This is a genomic window from Psychrobacter sp. Pi2-51, from assembly GCF_904846665.1.
Classification (GTDB): Bacteria; Pseudomonadota; Gammaproteobacteria; order Pseudomonadales; family Moraxellaceae; genus Psychrobacter; species Psychrobacter glaciei.
In genome coordinates this window covers 12,889-30,345 of sequence record NZ_CAJHBP010000015.1, presented here as the reverse complement: position 1 = coordinate 30,345, position 17,457 = coordinate 12,889, and the positions used below count along the sequence as shown (strand labels likewise).

Here is a 17,457-nt window from a genome sequence, read left to right as displayed (position 1 = left end):
CGACATTGGCACTACTCAGTATGGATTTTATCATCAATGAAAAATTTTATTGCAGATGTGAAGGCACTCTTTAGACAAAAACATGATGCCGACGCTCAAGGCAATAAAACAGCGAAGCCCGTCTTTATAGATTTGCCACCTGATATCAAGCCTGATTATCCTCACAAACCACGTAGAAACAGTCGCTCTACTCAAGATGATGAATCAGATCAGTTTGCGTCATTTATTATCTCATCTGCTAAATCCAAAGCTTCGAATACTTCATCCAATAAACAGTTGGGACGTTGGGTTAAAGAAAACGAATCTTTGAATATTAACGGTCGCTCTATTGAGCGCGGTTTTTATTATCTTGGTGGTCAGCTCAAAATGCTAACGGGGTTAGGTACTGAACCTTCGCTAGTCGATGACAGTTTACCTGCCAGCTCGCCAAAGATTATTCATAGTCTCTCGCAAATTCATGTTGATGAGTCGCTTGGCTATTGGCCAAGTTTTGAGCGCCTGTCCACTAAGTGCCGAGGAACTTATCTTGATTGGTTAGCCTCAAATCGCGCGCACACGAGTACGCCTATTGGCTATATTTTCATTTATTTTAGCGGTTTTGAGCGTCGTATTATTGAGCACATTAATGATGATGTCGTCTCTGACACTGAGTTTATGGCTATCTATGAAGAAGTGACCCGACTCAATCGTGTCTATGGCAGTCAGTCTGCTTCATTCGACAGTTATTCAGCACATTTCTTAGCATTTATGACCCTTATCCGCTCCTTGTTATTTGAAGATAAAGCGCAAACAGGGCATTTATCGCCACCGCCTTTCACTAGCCAAAACCTAAAATTTAAGATGCATTTAGCAAAGACTGTAGCGTTGCAATTGCCTATTCCTGCGTCATTAGCATGGGAGTGGTTGGTATATTCTAATGAATACAATTTTAAAACTCCCGCCAAGCGCTGTGAAACAGCGTTTAAATCGTTATTCGAAATCCTTTACCAAGATATTTACCAAAATGGTTTCGTAGTTTCTGCCAATAAAACTAGGCTCAAGCTCAGCTATAACGCTGCCAGTCGTTCTATCGTTAGCGTAGAGCTTACGCTTGATGACTTGCCAGACCCAAGTGTCCTGCGAGCGCCTGTCAAAAAACTTATAACTATCGCTGAACAATGCAATGATGCTTTAGATGCTTACAGTCGTTATTTGGGCAAGGAGGATAGCTCGGCTGACGATATTGCCGCTATCATGCTATTACCTAAGACGCTTATTTATCAGCAAGATTATCTAAGTGACAACCCTACTATCAGAAAATTTAAAACATGGGCACAGTCCATTATAGAAAACGATGAAGGGCTGACAACGACTAAAGAGTTATGGGTATATTTGGATGAAACTTTGCCGCAAACATCTAGCAAAGCGCTGAGTAAAAAGCAAAATGAGCTGATTATTAATTTGGTAGAGCTTGCTGGTTTTGGTATTGCTCCAGACCAACGTTATCATCAGACGCGCCTGCAATCGGACGGTTATGCCGTGCTATTTGCTTGCGGTCATGGTGCGCATTGTGAAGGTTTCGAACCGAGCTCGTCGTTCTATCAAATCAGCCTAGCTATGAGATTAGGGGCAATGGTAGCGACTATTAATGGTTATGTTGATAAAAGGGAAGTGGATACACTATTGACGCTGCTCAATCAAGACAGTCAACTGACCACTATTGAAAAAGAATCGCTGACCGCATATTTGCTATGGCAGTTAAATACCCCAGCAAATATGGCAGGTCTAAAAGCGACATTGGCTGATCTTGACACGCAATATATTGGCTTTATTAGCCGTTTTATCATTACCGTTGCTTTAGCGAATGGCAATATTGAACCCAGTCAAATTAAACAAATAGAAAAGTTATATCAAGCTTTAGGTCTGGATAAAACGTTAGTGACTAGTGATATTCATCAGCTGACGACGAATAAAAAAGTAAACATGCGCATAAATAATGCACCCGAAACCAAAGACAATAGCGGCAAAAATAGCCGCTCATTTAGTTTTGATGCCGAACTATTGGCGCTACATGAACGTGAGACCGCAGTGGCTAAAGCGATGCTAAGTAAGATCTTTGCTGTAGAAGATGAAGAAAGCGAAGATGATATAAAAGAGAGTGTACTATTAAAGATAAGCAGTAAGACGGCGACTGAGCATCAGAGTAACGCGCCTGTTGACAATCATAGTTGTAATGAGGCGATCATAAACGGACTAGATAGTAGTCACAGTCAACTGTATCAAGAGCTTATTAGTGCCGAGGTATGGCAACGTGAAGCCGTCAACAAATTATGCGAATCGTTAAATCTAATGATAAATGGCGCTATTGAAACTATTAACGACTGGGCATACGATAAAGTTGATGCACCCGTATTAGAAGATGATGATGAAGTGGTCGTTGATTTTGAGATTGTAGACGAGTTAAAAGCGTTGAATTCATAGCACATAAAAGCTAGCACACTAAAAATAGTAGATTAAAAAGGAATAAAGATGAGTGGTAAAAAAATTAGAGCCAAAGAACGCGACGCGATTATCCAGTCGCTCAAGGCTGGTGTTACCCCCAAAGTTGGTATTCAGCATATCCAAGTGGGACGTATTAATGAGCTCAAAGCTTTGATAGATGATATTGAACGTGTGGCTGATGGCGGTTCTGCATTTCGGCTGATTATTGGGGAATATGGGTCGGGGAAGACTTTCTTTTTGAGCGTGGTTCGCGCCATCGCACTTGAGCGTAAATTGGTCACGGTGAATGCGGATTTATCGCCTGACAGACGTATTCAAGCATCGTCAGGCCAAGCGAGGAATTTATATTCTGAGCTGATGCGTAACTTATCAACGCGCAATAAGCCTGATGGCAATGGACTTGCCAGTGTAGTTGAGCGTTTTATTACTGAAGCACGCAAACAAGCGGACAGTAGCGGAGAAGCTATCAGTGACGTTATCCAGAAAAATTTAGCTGAATTGACTGAGTTGGTAGGCGGTTATGATTTTGCAAAAGTCATTGAAGCTTATTGGCAAGGACACGAAGAAGGTAATGACGAGTTAAAAGTCAACGCTATTCGTTGGCTACGTGCAGAATACTCTACTAAGACTGATGCCAAAAGAGACTTAGGCGTGCGTACGATTATCTCTGATGCTTCCTTTTATGATTCCCTAAAAATCATGAGTTTATTCGTCCGCCAAGCTGGTTATAAAGGATTGCTCGTTAATTTAGACGAGATGGTTAATCTATACAAGCTTAATAGTACGCAAGCACGTCAAGGTAACTATGAGCAAATCTTGCGTATCTTAAATGATTGTTTGCAAGGTACAGCTGAGCATTTAGGGTTCTTGTTAGGGGGTACGCCTGAGTTTTTACTCGATCCGCGCAAGGGTTTATACAGCTACGACGCCTTACAAACTCGTTTAGCGGACAACAGCTTTGCCAAGAAGGCAGGGGTTATCGATTACTCATCTCCCGCATTACATTTAGCTAGTCTAACGCCAGAGGAGCTTTATATCTTGCTGAAAAATCTACGTCACGTTTATGCGGGCGGTGATGAGTCTGCATATCTAGTGCCTGATGAGTCACTACAAGCTTTTTTGCAACACTGTAGCCAAACGATTGGTGATGCTTATTTTAGAACGCCACGTAATACCATCAAGGCATTTTTAGATATGCTAGCTGTCATCGACCAAAACCCTACGATCTCATGGGATCATCTCATTCATTCGGTAGCTATCGACCCTGAGACGCCATCCGATATGGACATCGATATGAGCGACCTTAGTGACATGGATGAAGATGATGGACTTGCAGACTTTAGCTTATAAGTTTGATATATCACTTTAGGACGGAAAATTACTTTGAGAGATGCCCATACCGAGCTTGATAAACGTGTGCAACGCTGGATTTTTAACCAAGGCTGGCACGGATTACGCGAAGTACAAGCCAAAGCTATCGCACCTATTTTATCAGGACAAACAGATGTGCTTATCAGTGCGGCAACTGCTGCGGGTAAAACAGAAGCTTTCTTTTTGCCTGCTTGTAGCGCTATCGCTCATCAAGACAAGGGCGTTGGTATTCTTTATATCAGCCCGCTGAAAGCATTAATTAATGACCAGTATCGACGCTTGCAAAGTCTAGCGGAGCTACTCGATATGCAAGTGACTCCTTGGCATGGTGATAGTTTACAGAGTAAAAAGAAGCAACAGAAAAAGTCGCCATCAGGGATTATTCTAATCACTCCTGAGTCGCTTGAATCTTTACTAGTACGAGATGTAGGCTGGGTAAAACAAGCTTTTGGCGAGCTCAAATATATTGTCATTGATGAATTTCATGCCTTCTTGGGCAGCGAGCGTGGGCAGCATCTATTGTCACTCTTGACCCGTCTTGAGCATGTGGCTGGACGGCTAGATGCGCCTATTCCGCGAGTCGCGCTTAGCGCCACTTTGGGCAATTTAGAAACCGTCCCTTTATCGCTACGCCCCAATAACGCTTTACCTTGCGTCATTATTGAGGACGTTGAATCGACCGCAAGTGTCAAAGTACAGCTAAAAGGATATATACAGCCTAATCAGGTGATGTCGACACGCCAAAGCGATGACATTGAGGCCGATTCTGATAGTCATGATGCTGAACAAAAAGGTTTTGCAGGTATTAATATTGAGAGTTTTGATACTGAAGATACTAGCCTAGATGTTCCCTATGATGCCCTAACGCAAATATGCGCGGATTTATATCGCTTCTGTCGTGGTGGTAATCATCTCATCTTTGCCAATAGCCGTGCACGTACCGAACTCATAGCCACGATGCTAAGTGAGAAGTGTGAGCACAATGTTGTCCCTAATGAGTTTTTTCCTCATCACGGCTCATTAGCTAAAGAATGGAGAGAAGGTTTAGAGCAACGTTTGCAAAAGGACGATTTACCAACTACCGCCGTCTGTACTATGACTTTGGAGCTAGGTGTTGATATTGGTAAAGTCGATTCTGTCGTACAAGTGACCGCACCGCATTCGGTTTCAAGCTTGCGACAACGACTTGGGCGCTCGGGTAGGCGTGGAGGTTCGTCGGTACTGCGCATGCTTATTACCGAACAACAAATCGATGTAGATACCAGCTTGGTGGATAGGCTACGCTTAGAGCTGGTGCAGTCAATGGCCATGATACGATTGCTTATCGCTAGTAGATGGTTTGAGCCTGCTGATACTTCCCTCTATCATTTCTCAACGCTATTGCATCAAGTGCTAGCAACCATCGGTCAATGGGGCGGTATTCGCGCTGACCAGATTTATACCTTGCTATGTCGACAAGGGCCTTTTCAAAAGATAACACCAGCTCATTTTAAATTATTATTATCACAAATGGGTGCGATGCAACTTATTACCCAGCTTGGCAATCAACAATTGGTGTTAGGAATAGTAGGCGAGCGTATCGTTGATCACTATACCTTTTATGCGGTGTTTAAAACGCCAGAGGAATATCGTCTCGTGGCAGGTAGTAAAACACTGGGCACGCTACCTGTTACAACTATGCTAATACCTAAACAGTATATTATTTTTGGGGGTAGACGCTGGCAAGTAGCAGACATAGATATGGATAAAAAAGTCGTCTATGTCATTGCTGCTAAAGGTGGCGGTGTGCCTCCAGCTTTTGACAGCGGCGGTTTGTCGATACATGACCGAGTGCGCCAAGAGATGTATGACATATTAAGTCATGGCGATTATCGTATTTCAGTTGGCGATAAAAAAGTAGATTTCGCTGACAAAACAGCACGTGAGCTGTTCACAGAGAGTCTTGATGCTTTTGATAGGTGTCAACTGCGTCATCGACCGCTTATAGACCAAGACGGCAATACTTATATCTTTATGTGGCGCGGTGATAAAGTCGTCAATACCTTGGTAGCCTTGCTGATACAGCATGATTTCTCCACTGAGGTGTATGCAGGCGTGATATGTGTTAATAAAGTCGATTCGATTCAAGTTATAAGATTCTTAAAAGCTTTAACTCATAAGCCTTTGCCAACTGCGACCGAGCTTGCTGAAAATATACCGAATAAGATGATTGAGAAATTCGATGAATACTTACCTGAATATTTACTAACGCTTGGTTATGGCGCGCAAGCACTTGATATTAATGGTCTCAATGACTGGTTGCAGCGACTCTCTAAACATGAATAATAGAATGTAGTTGTTCTTTAATTATTTAAATTATGTGATTGTCAGATAAATAGCCAATCCAAGCTAACAAAGATGCAATTTCCACTGACTAAACTTTCTAAGCAACTTGCTACTCATGACTTTAAAGATGCCTTAATTCATTAGATATATTTTCGTATAACCCGTCAATGACCACTTAATTGCCACATTATTCCATTTAAAAATACTTATCTAGCGAACATATAACCAAAAGTATTAGATAACAAAAAAGTCCGTCAGATAAGGGTTTAAAATTTGGCTCAATGCGTTACTATTACCACCTAATTCTGTTAGACCCTTATATTTGATACTCTGTATTAACACCCTAAAAAAAGGATAGGTTATGCGCTATGAAGTGATCGTTATCGGTGCAGGCATGGTTGGCACGTCAGTTGCGTGGCATCTACAAAAAAATAGTTCACAAGTACTGATGCTAGACAAGAAACTGCCAGGTTCAGAGACCTCATATGGTAATGCTGGGTTGATTCAGCGTGAAGCCATTCATACCCATCCTTTTCCTCGTCAATTGACTGAAATGATCAGAGTGTTACCGAACCAAGGCACTGACATTCGCTATCGTATCCCAGCGATTCTGCGTTACCATCAAGCGCTGCTACAGTACTGGAAATACTCTGTGCCTGCGACTGTCAAACAAATCGAATCAGAGTGGCAGACGCTGATCGCGCATTGTACCAGTGAGCATCAGACAATGATTTCAGCATCTGGTGCTGACGAGCTAATCACGCGTGATGGCTGGTTACAGTTGCATCGTTCTGAAGAGACGTTTAAAGAAGCACAAGCGTCAGCCATTGATGCTCGCAATCAAGGCGTTGAACATAACGTCCTAAACCTTGAAGAGCTAAAAGCAATGGAACCTAGCGCCAATTTTGAAGGTTTCGTTGGGGCGATTCATTGGAAAAACTCTTGGCAAGTATCGAACCCAAGCTCGCTAGTCAAAGCGTATGCGAAAAACTTCCAAGAGATGGGCGGCACGATCAAAGAAAGCGATGTCAAAGAAATCGTACAAGACGGCGAAGGTTGGAAAGTTATCACTGATAACGATACGTACTATAGTGATAAATTGGTCATCGCCGCGGGTCCTTGGTCGAACGACTTGATTAAACCATTGGGTTATAATCTGCCATTGTTCCCAATGCGTGGCTATCATCAGCATTTCAAAGTGACGGAAAAAAACACCATCAATCACAGTATGTTTGATATGGACAAAGGCTTTGTGATGGGGCCGATGCAGCAAGGTATCCGTATCACGACGGGCGCTGAGATGACGACGATGGATGCGCCAAAGAATTTTGGACAATTAAAAACCGTATTGAAGCTAGCTCGCAAAATCTTACCATTAGAAGACGCAGTAGAATCTGAAGCTTGGGCAGGATCACGTCCTTGTATGCCTGATATGAAGCCAGTAATTGGTCCTGCGGATAAGCATGACAAATTATGGTTTGCGTTTGGTCACAGTCATCAGGGCTTCACTTTAGGGCCTATGACAGGACGTCTCGTTGAAGAGATGATTCATGACAAGCCGTTATTGGTAGATGTTGCGCCATTTAGCGCCCAGCGTTTTTCGAAAAAATAGTGCATTTGATAGATTTAGCACAGACTTAAATCAATAATTTGAAGGTATATAAAATGATCAAAAAACTACACAGCACTCAGCGCATGAGCAGAATTGTCGTCCACAACCAGACCGTATATTTATGTGGTCAAGTGGGCAACGCAGAAGACGATATCAAAGCACAAACTTTAACGTGTTTAGAAAAAATCCAAACGTTGTTAGAAGAAGTCGGTAGTGATAAATCAAAACTACTATCAGTGACGGTTTGGATCAAAGATATGGCGGATTTTGCAGCAATGAATGAAGTCTACGACAAATGGTTTGAAGGCATTCAGCCTCCAGCCCGTGCTTGTGGCGAGTCAGCACTAGCACGTCCTGAGCTATTGGTTGAGATGATCGCTATCGCTGCTGAGTAGTAGACTGAACGTAGTATTTGTATTAAATAAAAAGGACATGATAGCGATATCATGTCCTTTTTTGTGTTGTGCTCAATATGTAGTCAGTGAAAAGTAATATTGATACATCACGCACGGCTGATATCAATTGTGCTTGCTTGCTGTGCCTGTGCAGGCAGAGGCTACAAAAATTAATATCAGCAGTATCGTAGTGTTTTTGGGGTATTTTTACTATATAAAAGAGTGACAGCATTAGCCTCGCTTGAAGTATTACATCTACACTCGGTCGCCTTGTATTTCTTTTAAATTGAATGGACTGTATGCTTAACTATTCAGGGTTAATAAAAAACCCAAGCCTACAATTAGGCTTGGGTTTAATGTTTAATGATCTTTAAGCCTGCTATAAATCATAATTGCTATGCTTTATGCGTTTAAAAAGACTTATTTATCGACTTTATCATCTTGGTTTAACTGTACATATTTGTCAAAATTTTGTGCATAATCGGTTAAGTTGTCGCTTAGCATTTGGCGATACTGTTTGACATAGAACTCGACAATATCGTCTTTTTCTTTGGCAAAGTCGTCACCTTTTACAAAGCCAATAGACGCAACTGACGCGCTATAACGTGCGGCAGCATACAACAAAGACGCGCCTACTTGACCTGAATGAGCATCAGAACCCAACTGACTGTTGGCGATACCGATGATGGCATCTGCACGTTGATAAAACGCCTGCATTTCGGGGGTGATTTCAACGCTAGCATCAACATTGCTGTCTTGAATGTTGTTATCTTGAATATTGTCTTGAGACATAAGCGACTCCTAATAAGTATCGGTAATTTTAGATTTATAAAGACGGTCTGTTTATAAGAGACTAAGGGACATAACGTGGTATTTTTACAAGCCTGCGTCTGCTTTTAAGATTTCAGCTTTGTCCGTTTTTTCCCACGTAAAGGCAGTTTCAGAGCCGGGACGACCGAAATGCCCAAACGTCGCAGTCTGCTGATACATAGGTTGCAATAAGTTCAGCATACGGGTAATGCCATAAGGGCGCAGATCAAAATGGGTACGAATCAGGCGAATGATCTCGTCATGGCTGATGTTGCTGGTACCAAAGGTGTTGACCGAGATAGATGTCGGTTCAGCGACCCCAATGGCATAGCTCACTTGCACTTCACAGCGATCAGCCAGCCCAGCAGCGACGATGTTTTTGGCAACATAACGCACAGCATAAGCGGCGCTGCGATCTACTTTTGAAGGGTCTTTGCCACTAAAGGCACCGCCGCCATGACGTGCCATGCCGCCATAAGTATCAACGATGATTTTACGACCTGTCAATCCAGCATCACCAACCGGCCCACCAATGACAAATTTGCCCGTGGGATTGATGTGGTAGCGTGTGCCAGCATGCAGTAGGTCTGCTGGCAATACTTGCTTAATGATAGATTCCATAATCGCTTCTTGCAAATCTGCTTGCGAGATACTGGGATCATGCTGGGTCGATAGGACGACAGCATCGATAGCAACGGGACGAGTGCCATCATATTTTAAGGTAACTTGCGCCTTGGCATCGGGACGCAACCATGGCAGATCACCTGCGCGGCGTAGCTCAGACTGACGCTCCATCAAGCGATGAGCATATTCAATAGCGGCTGGCATCAATACTTCAGTCTCGTTGCTGGCGTAGCCAAACATCAAGCCTTGATCGCCTGCACCTTGCTCTTCAGGATCGCTACGATCGACACCTTGGGCAATTTCTGGAGATTGCTTACCCAGCATGTTAATAACTGCACACGTCTCGCCATCAAAACCCAAGTCAGAATGGTGATAACCGATACCGTTGACAGTATCACGCACGATACGTTCGACGTCGATATTTGCCGTTGTGGTCACTTCACCAGCCAATATCACGGCGCCGGTTTTAACCAAGGTTTCGCAGGCAACGCGGGCATGGAGATCTTCACGTAAGATGGCATCAAGAATAGCATCTGAGATTTGGTCAGCCATTTTATCAGGATGACCTTCGCTCACAGATTCTGAGGTAAATAAGTTGTATTCGCGCATAGTTGGATCGCTTAATGGCAAGGACTGTAATCTATAAACTCAGTCAGGATTAAATGTTAACGGAAAAATAAGGCAAAATTGAATCAAAAAATTATGACATTTTACCGTGAATCGAGTTAAAACTCTAGCGATGGATAGTATTATGAAGTAACTGGGCATGGATTGGATTAACCATGGTAAAAGTCATCAATATCTCTATTTTCTTGCCAGCGATATTCAGTATAGTTAGCAATCTGACGAGCCGTCTCTATGTCATGTCTGTCAGCGATAAAGCCAAGCGCCATATCCATGCCAGCACTAACCCCTGAAGAAGTATAAAACTTGCCATCGATGACCCAGCGCGCTTGCTCTACCCAATGGACTTTATCAGACTGCGTTATTACCCATTGCCATGAGAGCTTATTAGACGTTGCACGCTTGCCATCTAAGACACCAGCTTTAGCCAATAATGCGCTACCCGTACAAACGCTAAGCGCCCAATCAGCGTGTTCAACCAGTGTGGTAAGCGCCTGCAAAAACGGTCTATGATTGATCTGCTGGCGAGTACCCATTCCGCCAACCATCAATACAATATCAGTCTGATACGCCAATTCCGTGACAGCGACCGTCTGCATCGCAACGCCATGTTTACTGTGAATGATACCACCACTCAGCGAGGCAAATTGCAGACGATAATGCTCAGGCAAGCAGCCAAACATCTCGATAGGTCCAAACAGATCCAAGGTCTCAAAATCGTCAAATAGTAGGGCGGTCAGCGTATGCATTGGGCTTCCTCAATTCTAAATAAAGAGTGTTTGTAATTCTGAAAGCTGTAATCCTTAAAACTATAATTCTGAAAGCTATAATTTTGAAAGCTATAGTCCTTAAAACTACAGTTCCAAAAACTTGGCTTTGTCCTTAAACATACATTCGTCATAGACAGGGCAAGCACCGCATTTGGGTGTACGTGCTTGACAAGTATAGCGCCCATGCAAAATCAGATAATGATGCGCATCTACGATAAAGTCGTCTGGGATACGTTCGACCAGCTTGTTTTCAACGATTAATACGTTTTTGCCCGTGGCAAGACCAGTACGATTGCCCACACGAAAAATATGCGTATCGACGGCCATAGTTGGCTGCCCAAAAGCAGTATTTAAGACCACATTGGCGGTTTTGCGTCCAACGCCAGCGAGCGATTCTAAGTCTTTACGATTATCAGGAACGGTACTATCAAACTTCTCAATCAAATCTTGGCAGGTTTTGATAACGTTTTTGGCTTTGGCATTATATAAGCCAATATTTTTTATATAGGATTTTAAACCCTCTTCACCCAATGCCAAGATTGCTTCAGGGGTATTCGCCACTGGATATAATTTCTGGGTGGCAATATTGACACTCACATCTGTCGCTTGCGCAGATAAGATGACTGCGATCAGTAGTTCAAAATTACTTTTATAATGTAATTCCGTCACTGGCTCATCAATCGTCGCTGCCAACTTTTCAAAGAAGGGACGGACGTCACGATTGGGCATGCGCCGCGATGGTGGGGTATCGGCAGTTTTGTGTTTGACGGTTTTACTCATGGTATTTTTACTATTAATTAGTCTAGGATCTGTTGAACATTTTTAACGTGAATCCACTATATAACGCACGTATTTATAAAATGGTCATAGCTGCGCAAGCTCGGCTTGCAATGCGTCAAGATCCGTTTGTTTGCTCTCATTTGGACGAACACTTAATTGTTTTTCTAGCTTTTTGATTTTACTGCGTAGCTTGGCTGCTGCAATGGTGTTTTTTGCTTGTGCTTCGCTGATATTCAGCGATTGACTGGCGGCATTATTTAGTTTTGCCTCGACCATACTGACTACAGGTCTACTATTGCTGCTATCAGCAAGCTGCTCGGTGACGCGTCTAAGATGAGTATGATAGCGCTGCCTTAAGTCTTCTTGTTCTACCTCGCGCTCAGAGATAGACAGCTCGCGCTCAATCGTGACCAAATCAATGCAATCAACTGGGCAAGGTGCGATACAAAGCTCACAGCCCGTGCACAAGTCCGTAAAGATAGTGTGCATGTGCTTGCCAGTACCAACGATAGCATCGACGGGGCAGGCGGGTATGCATTTAGTACAGCCGATACAGTCATCTTCACGGATGACGGCGCGTACCTCGGTAGGCCGCGTCGATGTGGCGTCTATCGGCCACTGAGATGGCGCGGCTTTGAGGGTTGTTTGATCAATGTCAAGAGTCACGATTTGCGCAATAGCATCAGTAACCGGTTGACCGCCCGGCACACATTTATTGTACGGCTCGTTATCTACTACGATAGCGGTAGCATAAGGCAGGCAACCGTCTGGATGCTCACACAGACCGCACTGCGTCTGCGGCAGACAGGCATCAATAAGGGCAATTTTTGCTTGCATATCAGCAGGCAATGTTTCGATATTCAAGGTATCGAACAGTATGGGCAGATTGATTAGGCGAATATTACTACTGCTTTGCATTTAATTAAAAACCTTAACATCGGTCATCAAGACTGGCGTTATTAACATGGATAGAGACATTAAAGTGAGGCGCTTGTATTATAGTAGATATTCAATCTACTATAGTGCGATGCCTTGTTCATGAGCAATCTGGGCGATCAGCTCGTAGGCAATGCTGCCCTTAAACGGTATTTTGGGCAAATCAGAGAGATCAAAAAAATCGGCGTGTGACAGCTCCTCTTCTTGTATTACAATATCGCCAGCCGCATAAGAAGCGCGAAAACCAAGCATTAAATTAGAAGGAAATGGCCATGGCTGACTGCTCACATAGTGAATATCTGATAGGCTGATGTTGACCTCTTCTGCTACTTCTCGCACGACCGCATGCTCTAAACTTTCACCCACTTCTACAAAACCTGCAATCAAGCCGTACATTAGGGGACGCTTTTGTTCTCCATAGCGGTGATGATGGGCGAGCAAAATTTGCATCTCTCCCGTCTGCGGATTGGGTCGAGTGATAGCCGTAATAACACAAGGCTGGACACGGGGATATTGGCGTAATAGGCATACCGGACAGACCATGGCACGCTCATCTGCTGTGGCATGAACAACTGGGGATGCGCAGCGACTACAAAACTGCGTATCTGTCTGCCAGCGTAACAGCTGTATGGCTTGGCTAATCTGAGCTGATAAGGCGGCAGGTAACTGCGTGATAAGCTGTCGATACGGCACAAAAGCGTTCCCGCTGCCCTCTGCAATCATAGGCAGTGCGATATCATGCGCTACTGCATAATCATAGGTAATGGCATTGGCTGCTTGCGCAGTGAAAGTGGCAGCTTCCTCGGTAGTTCCAGAATCAGACTCAGTCGCAACCAAACTCTCTGTACCATCATTGATACTATTATTAGCCTCAGACTGCCAGTGACTTGGTGCTAGGCTTTCGAGTAGTGCTACGTTGCCTATTTGATAGGTAGGCTGTGGCTCTTTGCCACTGTTACTATCACTGATATTGAACGTTGGTAGTTGGATGTGCAATGGCCACCAGCCGTTGATCGTTTGATGGCAGAGTACAGTATCATCACTAAATACAAAAGCGCGAGTCATAAGCAGGTTTCCAAACGGTCTAAATCAAGTACGTAGCAAATAAGGTACGAACTTGTTTAAAGTAAAAGTTTTAAATCACTCGTCAGCACAGATGCCGCTAAAATCATTAAGCAGCAAGTAATTGGCTTAAGCTTCGTTGACCAACATTAAGCGCTTGTTTACTCACTGGACGGTTGTGCTCAAAACCATCTAAATGATGATCAACAGCCATAATCACGTCAGCGATATAAGCTAAGGTGCTGTCGTCAATGCGCTTGCCACTTTCGATACGTTGCTGTATGTAGTTGGCCAATTGGCTCAGCATACTGGCTGGTGTTAGCAGTTGTAAAAAGCGTACCGCGCCTGCTACTTGACGTAGCATTTCAGGTATGTTTTGAATGTTGAGCATATCGCGCTCAGGCTCAGATAAGTAATCGTTAATCGCTTGCTCGGCACTGGCAATGGCAGTACGGCTTTCTTGTATTAAAGTATCATAAGCTGTATTGAGCTGATGCAACGAGATATGGGGGTTATTGAGTGGCAAGTAGATCGCCCCTGGGGTATGCATCTCGGCCATGGCGATAGTAGCGTTTTCAGCATGCATCAATGCCAAGAGTAGATAATCAAAATCTTCAGGTGAGGGTATGCGCCATTTGCTTACTGCATCTGCTGCTGCATTCAGGCTGGTCGCCGCATTTGACAGTCCCAACAAGCGTAATGCTGAACCCAGTACCGTCAGCTGTTCGATAATTTGTGCTGTCTGCATGTCAGCAGGATTGAGTGAATCACCGCGCGCGTAGCTATCGACATCTTCTTTAATCGTATTGATTTGCGTCTGAATAATAGCATTCAACGTGTCCGTCAGCGCACGATTAGGACCGAATAAAAAGCGCTTCATTTGCTCGCGCTGTGGGCCTTCTAATTGATTGGCCGCATATTGTTCACGCAGCAGTTTTGCTGCTTCGTTATCGCGCTGACAAGCAAAACTGACTAAATCAGCAAAACGTGTGTCCATGATGGGTAGATAGCTTTGGAACTGCTGCTCTAGATAAATGAGCGTATGCTTCTGGCTGAGGTTAAGCGGCAAAATGGTCGCGAGATCAGTGACCGCAGCAGTAGCGGCTTGCCAAAATAGACTGTTGCTATGAGCGGCTATCAACGCACACGCAGCACTCATGGCATCTAGATTTTGTTGAGCATCTTGGCTCACTACGCCATCTTGATTGAGCAGTGCAATCCCAAGACCACTACGATAGGCATAGGTCAGCAGCTCACTGTCGAGATTAAGCTCGTGCAAGGGCTGAAAGTTCTTTTCAGGGTTGGCAATAATGACACTACTACTACCAAATGTCGCAAAATAGTCTGCTTCGATAGGCGTGAGCTGTCCATGAGCATTAAGCTTATTAATGATAGGTAATAGCAAAGTTGGCTCTACTGACTCAGTCAATAGCACAAATTCCACATAACGATCCAGAGTCATGATGGCTTCTGACAGATCCATAATCAACGCAGTATCGTTATTATCACCACTGTCATAAAGGCGCTGTAAGCCATTGACGATGGCGGTATTCAACACTTCTGCACCAACCAAAGAAATCAACTCAAAAATACAAGACAGCTGCTTTAGCACAGTAATAGAGTCTAATAATAAAGGAGATTGACTATTGTCATCGTTAAATTCGCTCAGATGAATCTCAGTGTCTTTAAGGGTGACGATAATTTCATCATGCAACAGATGTAGCGATGGCAGATTAAAGTCAGTAACACTAAGCGTTGGGGCAGTTAATTTCATTTGTGCAGACTGGTTCATAGTTATTTTTCCATAACGTACTGATGAAATAGCGATCATTTAGACGATGATTTAACAGGCGTTTATGAGTAACCGATAACGCTCATGATGATAATCAAAACTATACAGTATCCAAATGTCAGTATAAAAGGTTATTTTAATCACATGCTACATGTTGGCTTTTAATTCAGAATATTCTTCGGCTAACTCGTTATACCAACTCTGATTGGCCGTCTCATCAGTGGGTGATGCTAGTAATAAAGAGGCCAAGTTGGCAAAGTGAGCATGCGCTGTCTGTCCACCGTCTGCTTGAGAGTCTTCTTCGATAGCGAGGGTGACCTGTCCACCAGTCATCGCCAGATAGACTTCGGCTAAAATCTCGGAGTCCAATAATGCCCCATGGAATGTACGGTCTTGTTTACCAACATCTAAGCGGCGCACGAGGGCATCTAGAGTGTTTTTTTGCCCCGGATATTGTTGCTTGGCCATGACTAGCGAGTCAGTGACTTTTACCCGCTGTGCAAAGTCATTCATCCCAACTTTAGCAAACTCCATATTTAAGAAGTTCATATCAAAGGTGGCATTATGAGCGATGATTTCGGCACCGTCCATAAAGTCGTAAAGCGACTGAGCGACTTGATCAAAGGTGGGTTTGTCGGTTAAAAACGCTTCAGAGATACCATGAATGCGAATCACTTCTTCATCCATACCGCGCTGGGGATTGATATAAACGTGTAGCTTTTCGCCAGTGAATTTGCGCCCGATCATCTCGACAATACCGACTTCAATGACACGATCGCCTTTTTGCGGATCCAGCCCCGTAGTCTCGGTATCCATAATCAGCTGACGATCAGATTGGTGACGGTTTATTGGCTTGGGTAGCAATGGCTTAAAGTATGGATTGGCACGGCTGGTGTCACCGTCAAATTTTGGCTCATCAGTCGGCGTGTCTGGATTATCATTATTCATTATGGTGTCAGTCGTCATCGTCTGGGCTTCTGGCATGTCTGTGGTACTCATTGGTTTGCTAGCATTGTTATGGCTTTGTTCGTCTAATAGAGGGTTGTCGAATGGTTCATCATTGTGAACTTCTTCGTCAAGTACTTCTTCATCGAACACTTCTTCGTCAAGCTCGTCATCTATATCAAGACCTAACGGATCATATTTTAGCCAGTCATCATTACTAGAGGCGCTTTGATTAGAGATGCTTTGATTAGAGGTATTTTGCGATTTATTAGGCATTATTTGCTCTTTTTTTTTAGCCATTTCTTGCGCATCTCTTGTCGATAAACCTTCACTGCTGGACGTTACGCCTAAGTTTGCCAGCTGGTCCGCTTTTTCATTGCCTGCATGTCCAGCGTGACCCTTCACCCAATGCCAGTCAACGTCGCGCTGTTGGCATAACGCGTCTAATTGTTGCCAAAGGTCTTGATTAGCAACGGGTTTTTTACTGGCTGTTTTCCAGCCTCGTTTTTTCCAGCCTTCAATCCATTCAGTAATGCCTTTTTTGACATAGCTAGAGTCTGTCCAAATCTCGAGATTGTGCTCATGTGGACTATGGGTCAATGCTTGTATCGCACCCATTAACTCCATGCGATTATTGGTGGTTTCTTTCGTGCCGCCATATAAATCCTGCGTGTGCCCATCACTAAATATCAAGTGTGCGCCCCAACCACCAGCACCCGGATTGCCTTTACAGGCGCCGTCAGTGTAGGCCACCGTGGTATTTGTTTTGGCGGCCAACGGATCAATCGCGTGGTCTTTATGGCTATGTGGCGTAGAAGTGCGATTGTCTGACATAAAAAATGTATGACCTAATAAGTGATTAACGTAGGATAGAATTAAGCGGTTTTTCGAGCGCCATCAAAACAGTGGTGGCGCATCATTCAAATGCGT

13 protein-coding genes are annotated in these 17,457 nt (G+C 43.8%); 5 read left to right on the top strand and 8 right to left on the bottom strand.

Features of this window, described 5'->3' with window-relative positions; translation table 11 throughout:
• Positions 1 to 36: 36 nt before the first annotated feature.
• The 5 genes from JMY08_RS09175 to JMY08_RS09155 all read left to right on the top strand — a co-directional run bounded on the left by JMY08_RS09175 (position 37) and on the right by JMY08_RS09155 (position 8,184).
• Positions 37 to 2,460: a TerB N-terminal domain-containing protein gene (locus JMY08_RS09175; RefSeq protein WP_201592996.1), complete on the top strand. Its 2,424-nt coding sequence runs from the start codon at positions 37 to 39 to the stop codon at positions 2,458 to 2,460.
• Positions 2,461 to 2,508: 48 nt separating this feature from the next.
• A complete protein-coding gene (locus tag JMY08_RS09170; RefSeq protein ID WP_201592994.1) occupies positions 2,509 to 3,831 on the top strand; it encodes an ATP-binding protein in 1,323 nt (440 codons plus the stop codon).
• Between the two features lie 33 nt (positions 3,832 to 3,864).
• Positions 3,865 to 6,177, top strand: a complete 2,313-nt coding sequence (locus tag JMY08_RS09165) for a DEAD/DEAH box helicase (RefSeq protein WP_201592993.1) — start codon at positions 3,865 to 3,867, stop codon at positions 6,175 to 6,177.
• A 361-nt stretch (positions 6,178 to 6,538) separates the two neighbouring features.
• Positions 6,539 to 7,789 carry an NAD(P)/FAD-dependent oxidoreductase gene (locus tag JMY08_RS09160; RefSeq protein ID WP_194618880.1) on the top strand — a complete coding sequence of 417 codons (1,251 nt, stop codon included), beginning with the start codon at positions 6,539 to 6,541 and terminating at the stop codon, positions 7,787 to 7,789.
• Between the two features lie 56 nt (positions 7,790 to 7,845).
• On the top strand, positions 7,846 to 8,184 hold the full coding sequence (locus tag JMY08_RS09155) for a RidA family protein (protein ID WP_040642715.1): 339 nt from the start codon (positions 7,846 to 7,848) through the stop codon (positions 8,182 to 8,184).
• 420 nt (positions 8,185 to 8,604) lie between these two features.
• Here JMY08_RS09155 and JMY08_RS09150 read toward each other — a convergent pair whose 3' ends face one another.
• The 8 genes from JMY08_RS09150 to dnaQ all read right to left on the bottom strand — a co-directional run bounded on the left by JMY08_RS09150 (position 8,605) and on the right by dnaQ (position 17,361).
• Positions 8,605 to 8,976 (bottom strand): DUF3144 domain-containing protein, encoded by a 372-nt coding sequence (locus tag JMY08_RS09150; RefSeq protein ID WP_201592992.1) that lies wholly within the window; start codon positions 8,974 to 8,976, stop codon positions 8,605 to 8,607.
• Between the two features lie 84 nt (positions 8,977 to 9,060).
• Positions 9,061 to 10,227 (bottom strand): methionine adenosyltransferase, encoded by a 1,167-nt coding sequence (gene metK, locus JMY08_RS09145; protein WP_010196152.1) that lies wholly within the window; start codon positions 10,225 to 10,227, stop codon positions 9,061 to 9,063.
• 167 nt (positions 10,228 to 10,394) lie between these two features.
• On the bottom strand, positions 10,395 to 10,991 hold the full coding sequence (locus JMY08_RS09140; protein WP_201592991.1) for a DJ-1/PfpI family protein: 597 nt from the start codon (positions 10,989 to 10,991) through the stop codon (positions 10,395 to 10,397).
• Positions 10,992 to 11,096: 105 nt separating this feature from the next.
• Positions 11,097 to 11,792 (bottom strand): endonuclease III, encoded by a 696-nt coding sequence (gene nth / locus JMY08_RS09135; RefSeq protein ID WP_201592990.1) that lies wholly within the window; start codon positions 11,790 to 11,792, stop codon positions 11,097 to 11,099.
• 84 nt (positions 11,793 to 11,876) lie between these two features.
• A complete protein-coding gene (locus tag JMY08_RS09130) occupies positions 11,877 to 12,710 on the bottom strand; it encodes an RnfABCDGE type electron transport complex subunit B (RefSeq protein ID WP_201592989.1) in 834 nt (277 codons plus the stop codon).
• A 99-nt stretch (positions 12,711 to 12,809) separates the two neighbouring features.
• Entirely contained in the window at positions 12,810 to 13,793 is a 984-nt protein-coding gene (gene nudC / locus JMY08_RS09125) for an NAD(+) diphosphatase (protein WP_201592988.1), read from the bottom strand.
• 106 nt (positions 13,794 to 13,899) lie between these two features.
• Positions 13,900 to 15,582 (bottom strand): hypothetical protein, encoded by a 1,683-nt coding sequence (locus JMY08_RS09120; protein WP_201592986.1) that lies wholly within the window; start codon positions 15,580 to 15,582, stop codon positions 13,900 to 13,902.
• A gap of 147 nt (positions 15,583 to 15,729) precedes the next feature.
• Positions 15,730 to 17,361, bottom strand: a complete 1,632-nt coding sequence (dnaQ, locus tag JMY08_RS09115) for a DNA polymerase III subunit epsilon (protein ID WP_201592985.1) — start codon at positions 17,359 to 17,361, stop codon at positions 15,730 to 15,732.
• Between the last annotated feature and the right edge of the window lie 96 nt (positions 17,362 to 17,457).

What these genes read in the sequence shown, in the direction of transcription:
- JMY08_RS09175 (WP_201592996.1), top strand. Translation starts at nt 37, where the DNA reads ATGAAAAATTTTATTGCAGATGTGAAGGCACTCTTTAGACAAAAACAT.
- metK (WP_010196152.1), bottom strand. Translation starts at nt 10,227, where the DNA reads ATGCGCGAATACAACTTATTTACCTCAGAATCTGTGAGCGAAGGTCAT.
- nth (WP_201592990.1), bottom strand. Translation starts at nt 11,792, where the DNA reads ATGAGTAAAACCGTCAAACACAAAACTGCCGATACCCCACCATCGCGG.
- JMY08_RS09160 (WP_194618880.1), top strand. Translation starts at nt 6,539, where the DNA reads ATGCGCTATGAAGTGATCGTTATCGGTGCAGGCATGGTTGGCACGTCA.
- JMY08_RS09130 (WP_201592989.1), bottom strand. Translation starts at nt 12,710, where the DNA reads ATGCAAAGCAGTAGTAATATTCGCCTAATCAATCTGCCCATACTGTTC.
- JMY08_RS09140 (WP_201592991.1), bottom strand. Translation starts at nt 10,991, where the DNA reads ATGCATACGCTGACCGCCCTACTATTTGACGATTTTGAGACCTTGGAT.
- JMY08_RS09170 (WP_201592994.1), top strand. Translation starts at nt 2,509, where the DNA reads ATGAGTGGTAAAAAAATTAGAGCCAAAGAACGCGACGCGATTATCCAG.
- JMY08_RS09150 (WP_201592992.1), bottom strand. Translation starts at nt 8,976, where the DNA reads ATGTCTCAAGACAATATTCAAGATAACAACATTCAAGACAGCAATGTT.
- JMY08_RS09120 (WP_201592986.1), bottom strand. Translation starts at nt 15,582, where the DNA reads ATGAACCAGTCTGCACAAATGAAATTAACTGCCCCAACGCTTAGTGTT.
- nudC (WP_201592988.1), bottom strand. Translation starts at nt 13,793, where the DNA reads ATGACTCGCGCTTTTGTATTTAGTGATGATACTGTACTCTGCCATCAA.
- dnaQ (WP_201592985.1), bottom strand. Translation starts at nt 17,361, where the DNA reads ATGTCAGACAATCGCACTTCTACGCCACATAGCCATAAAGACCACGCG.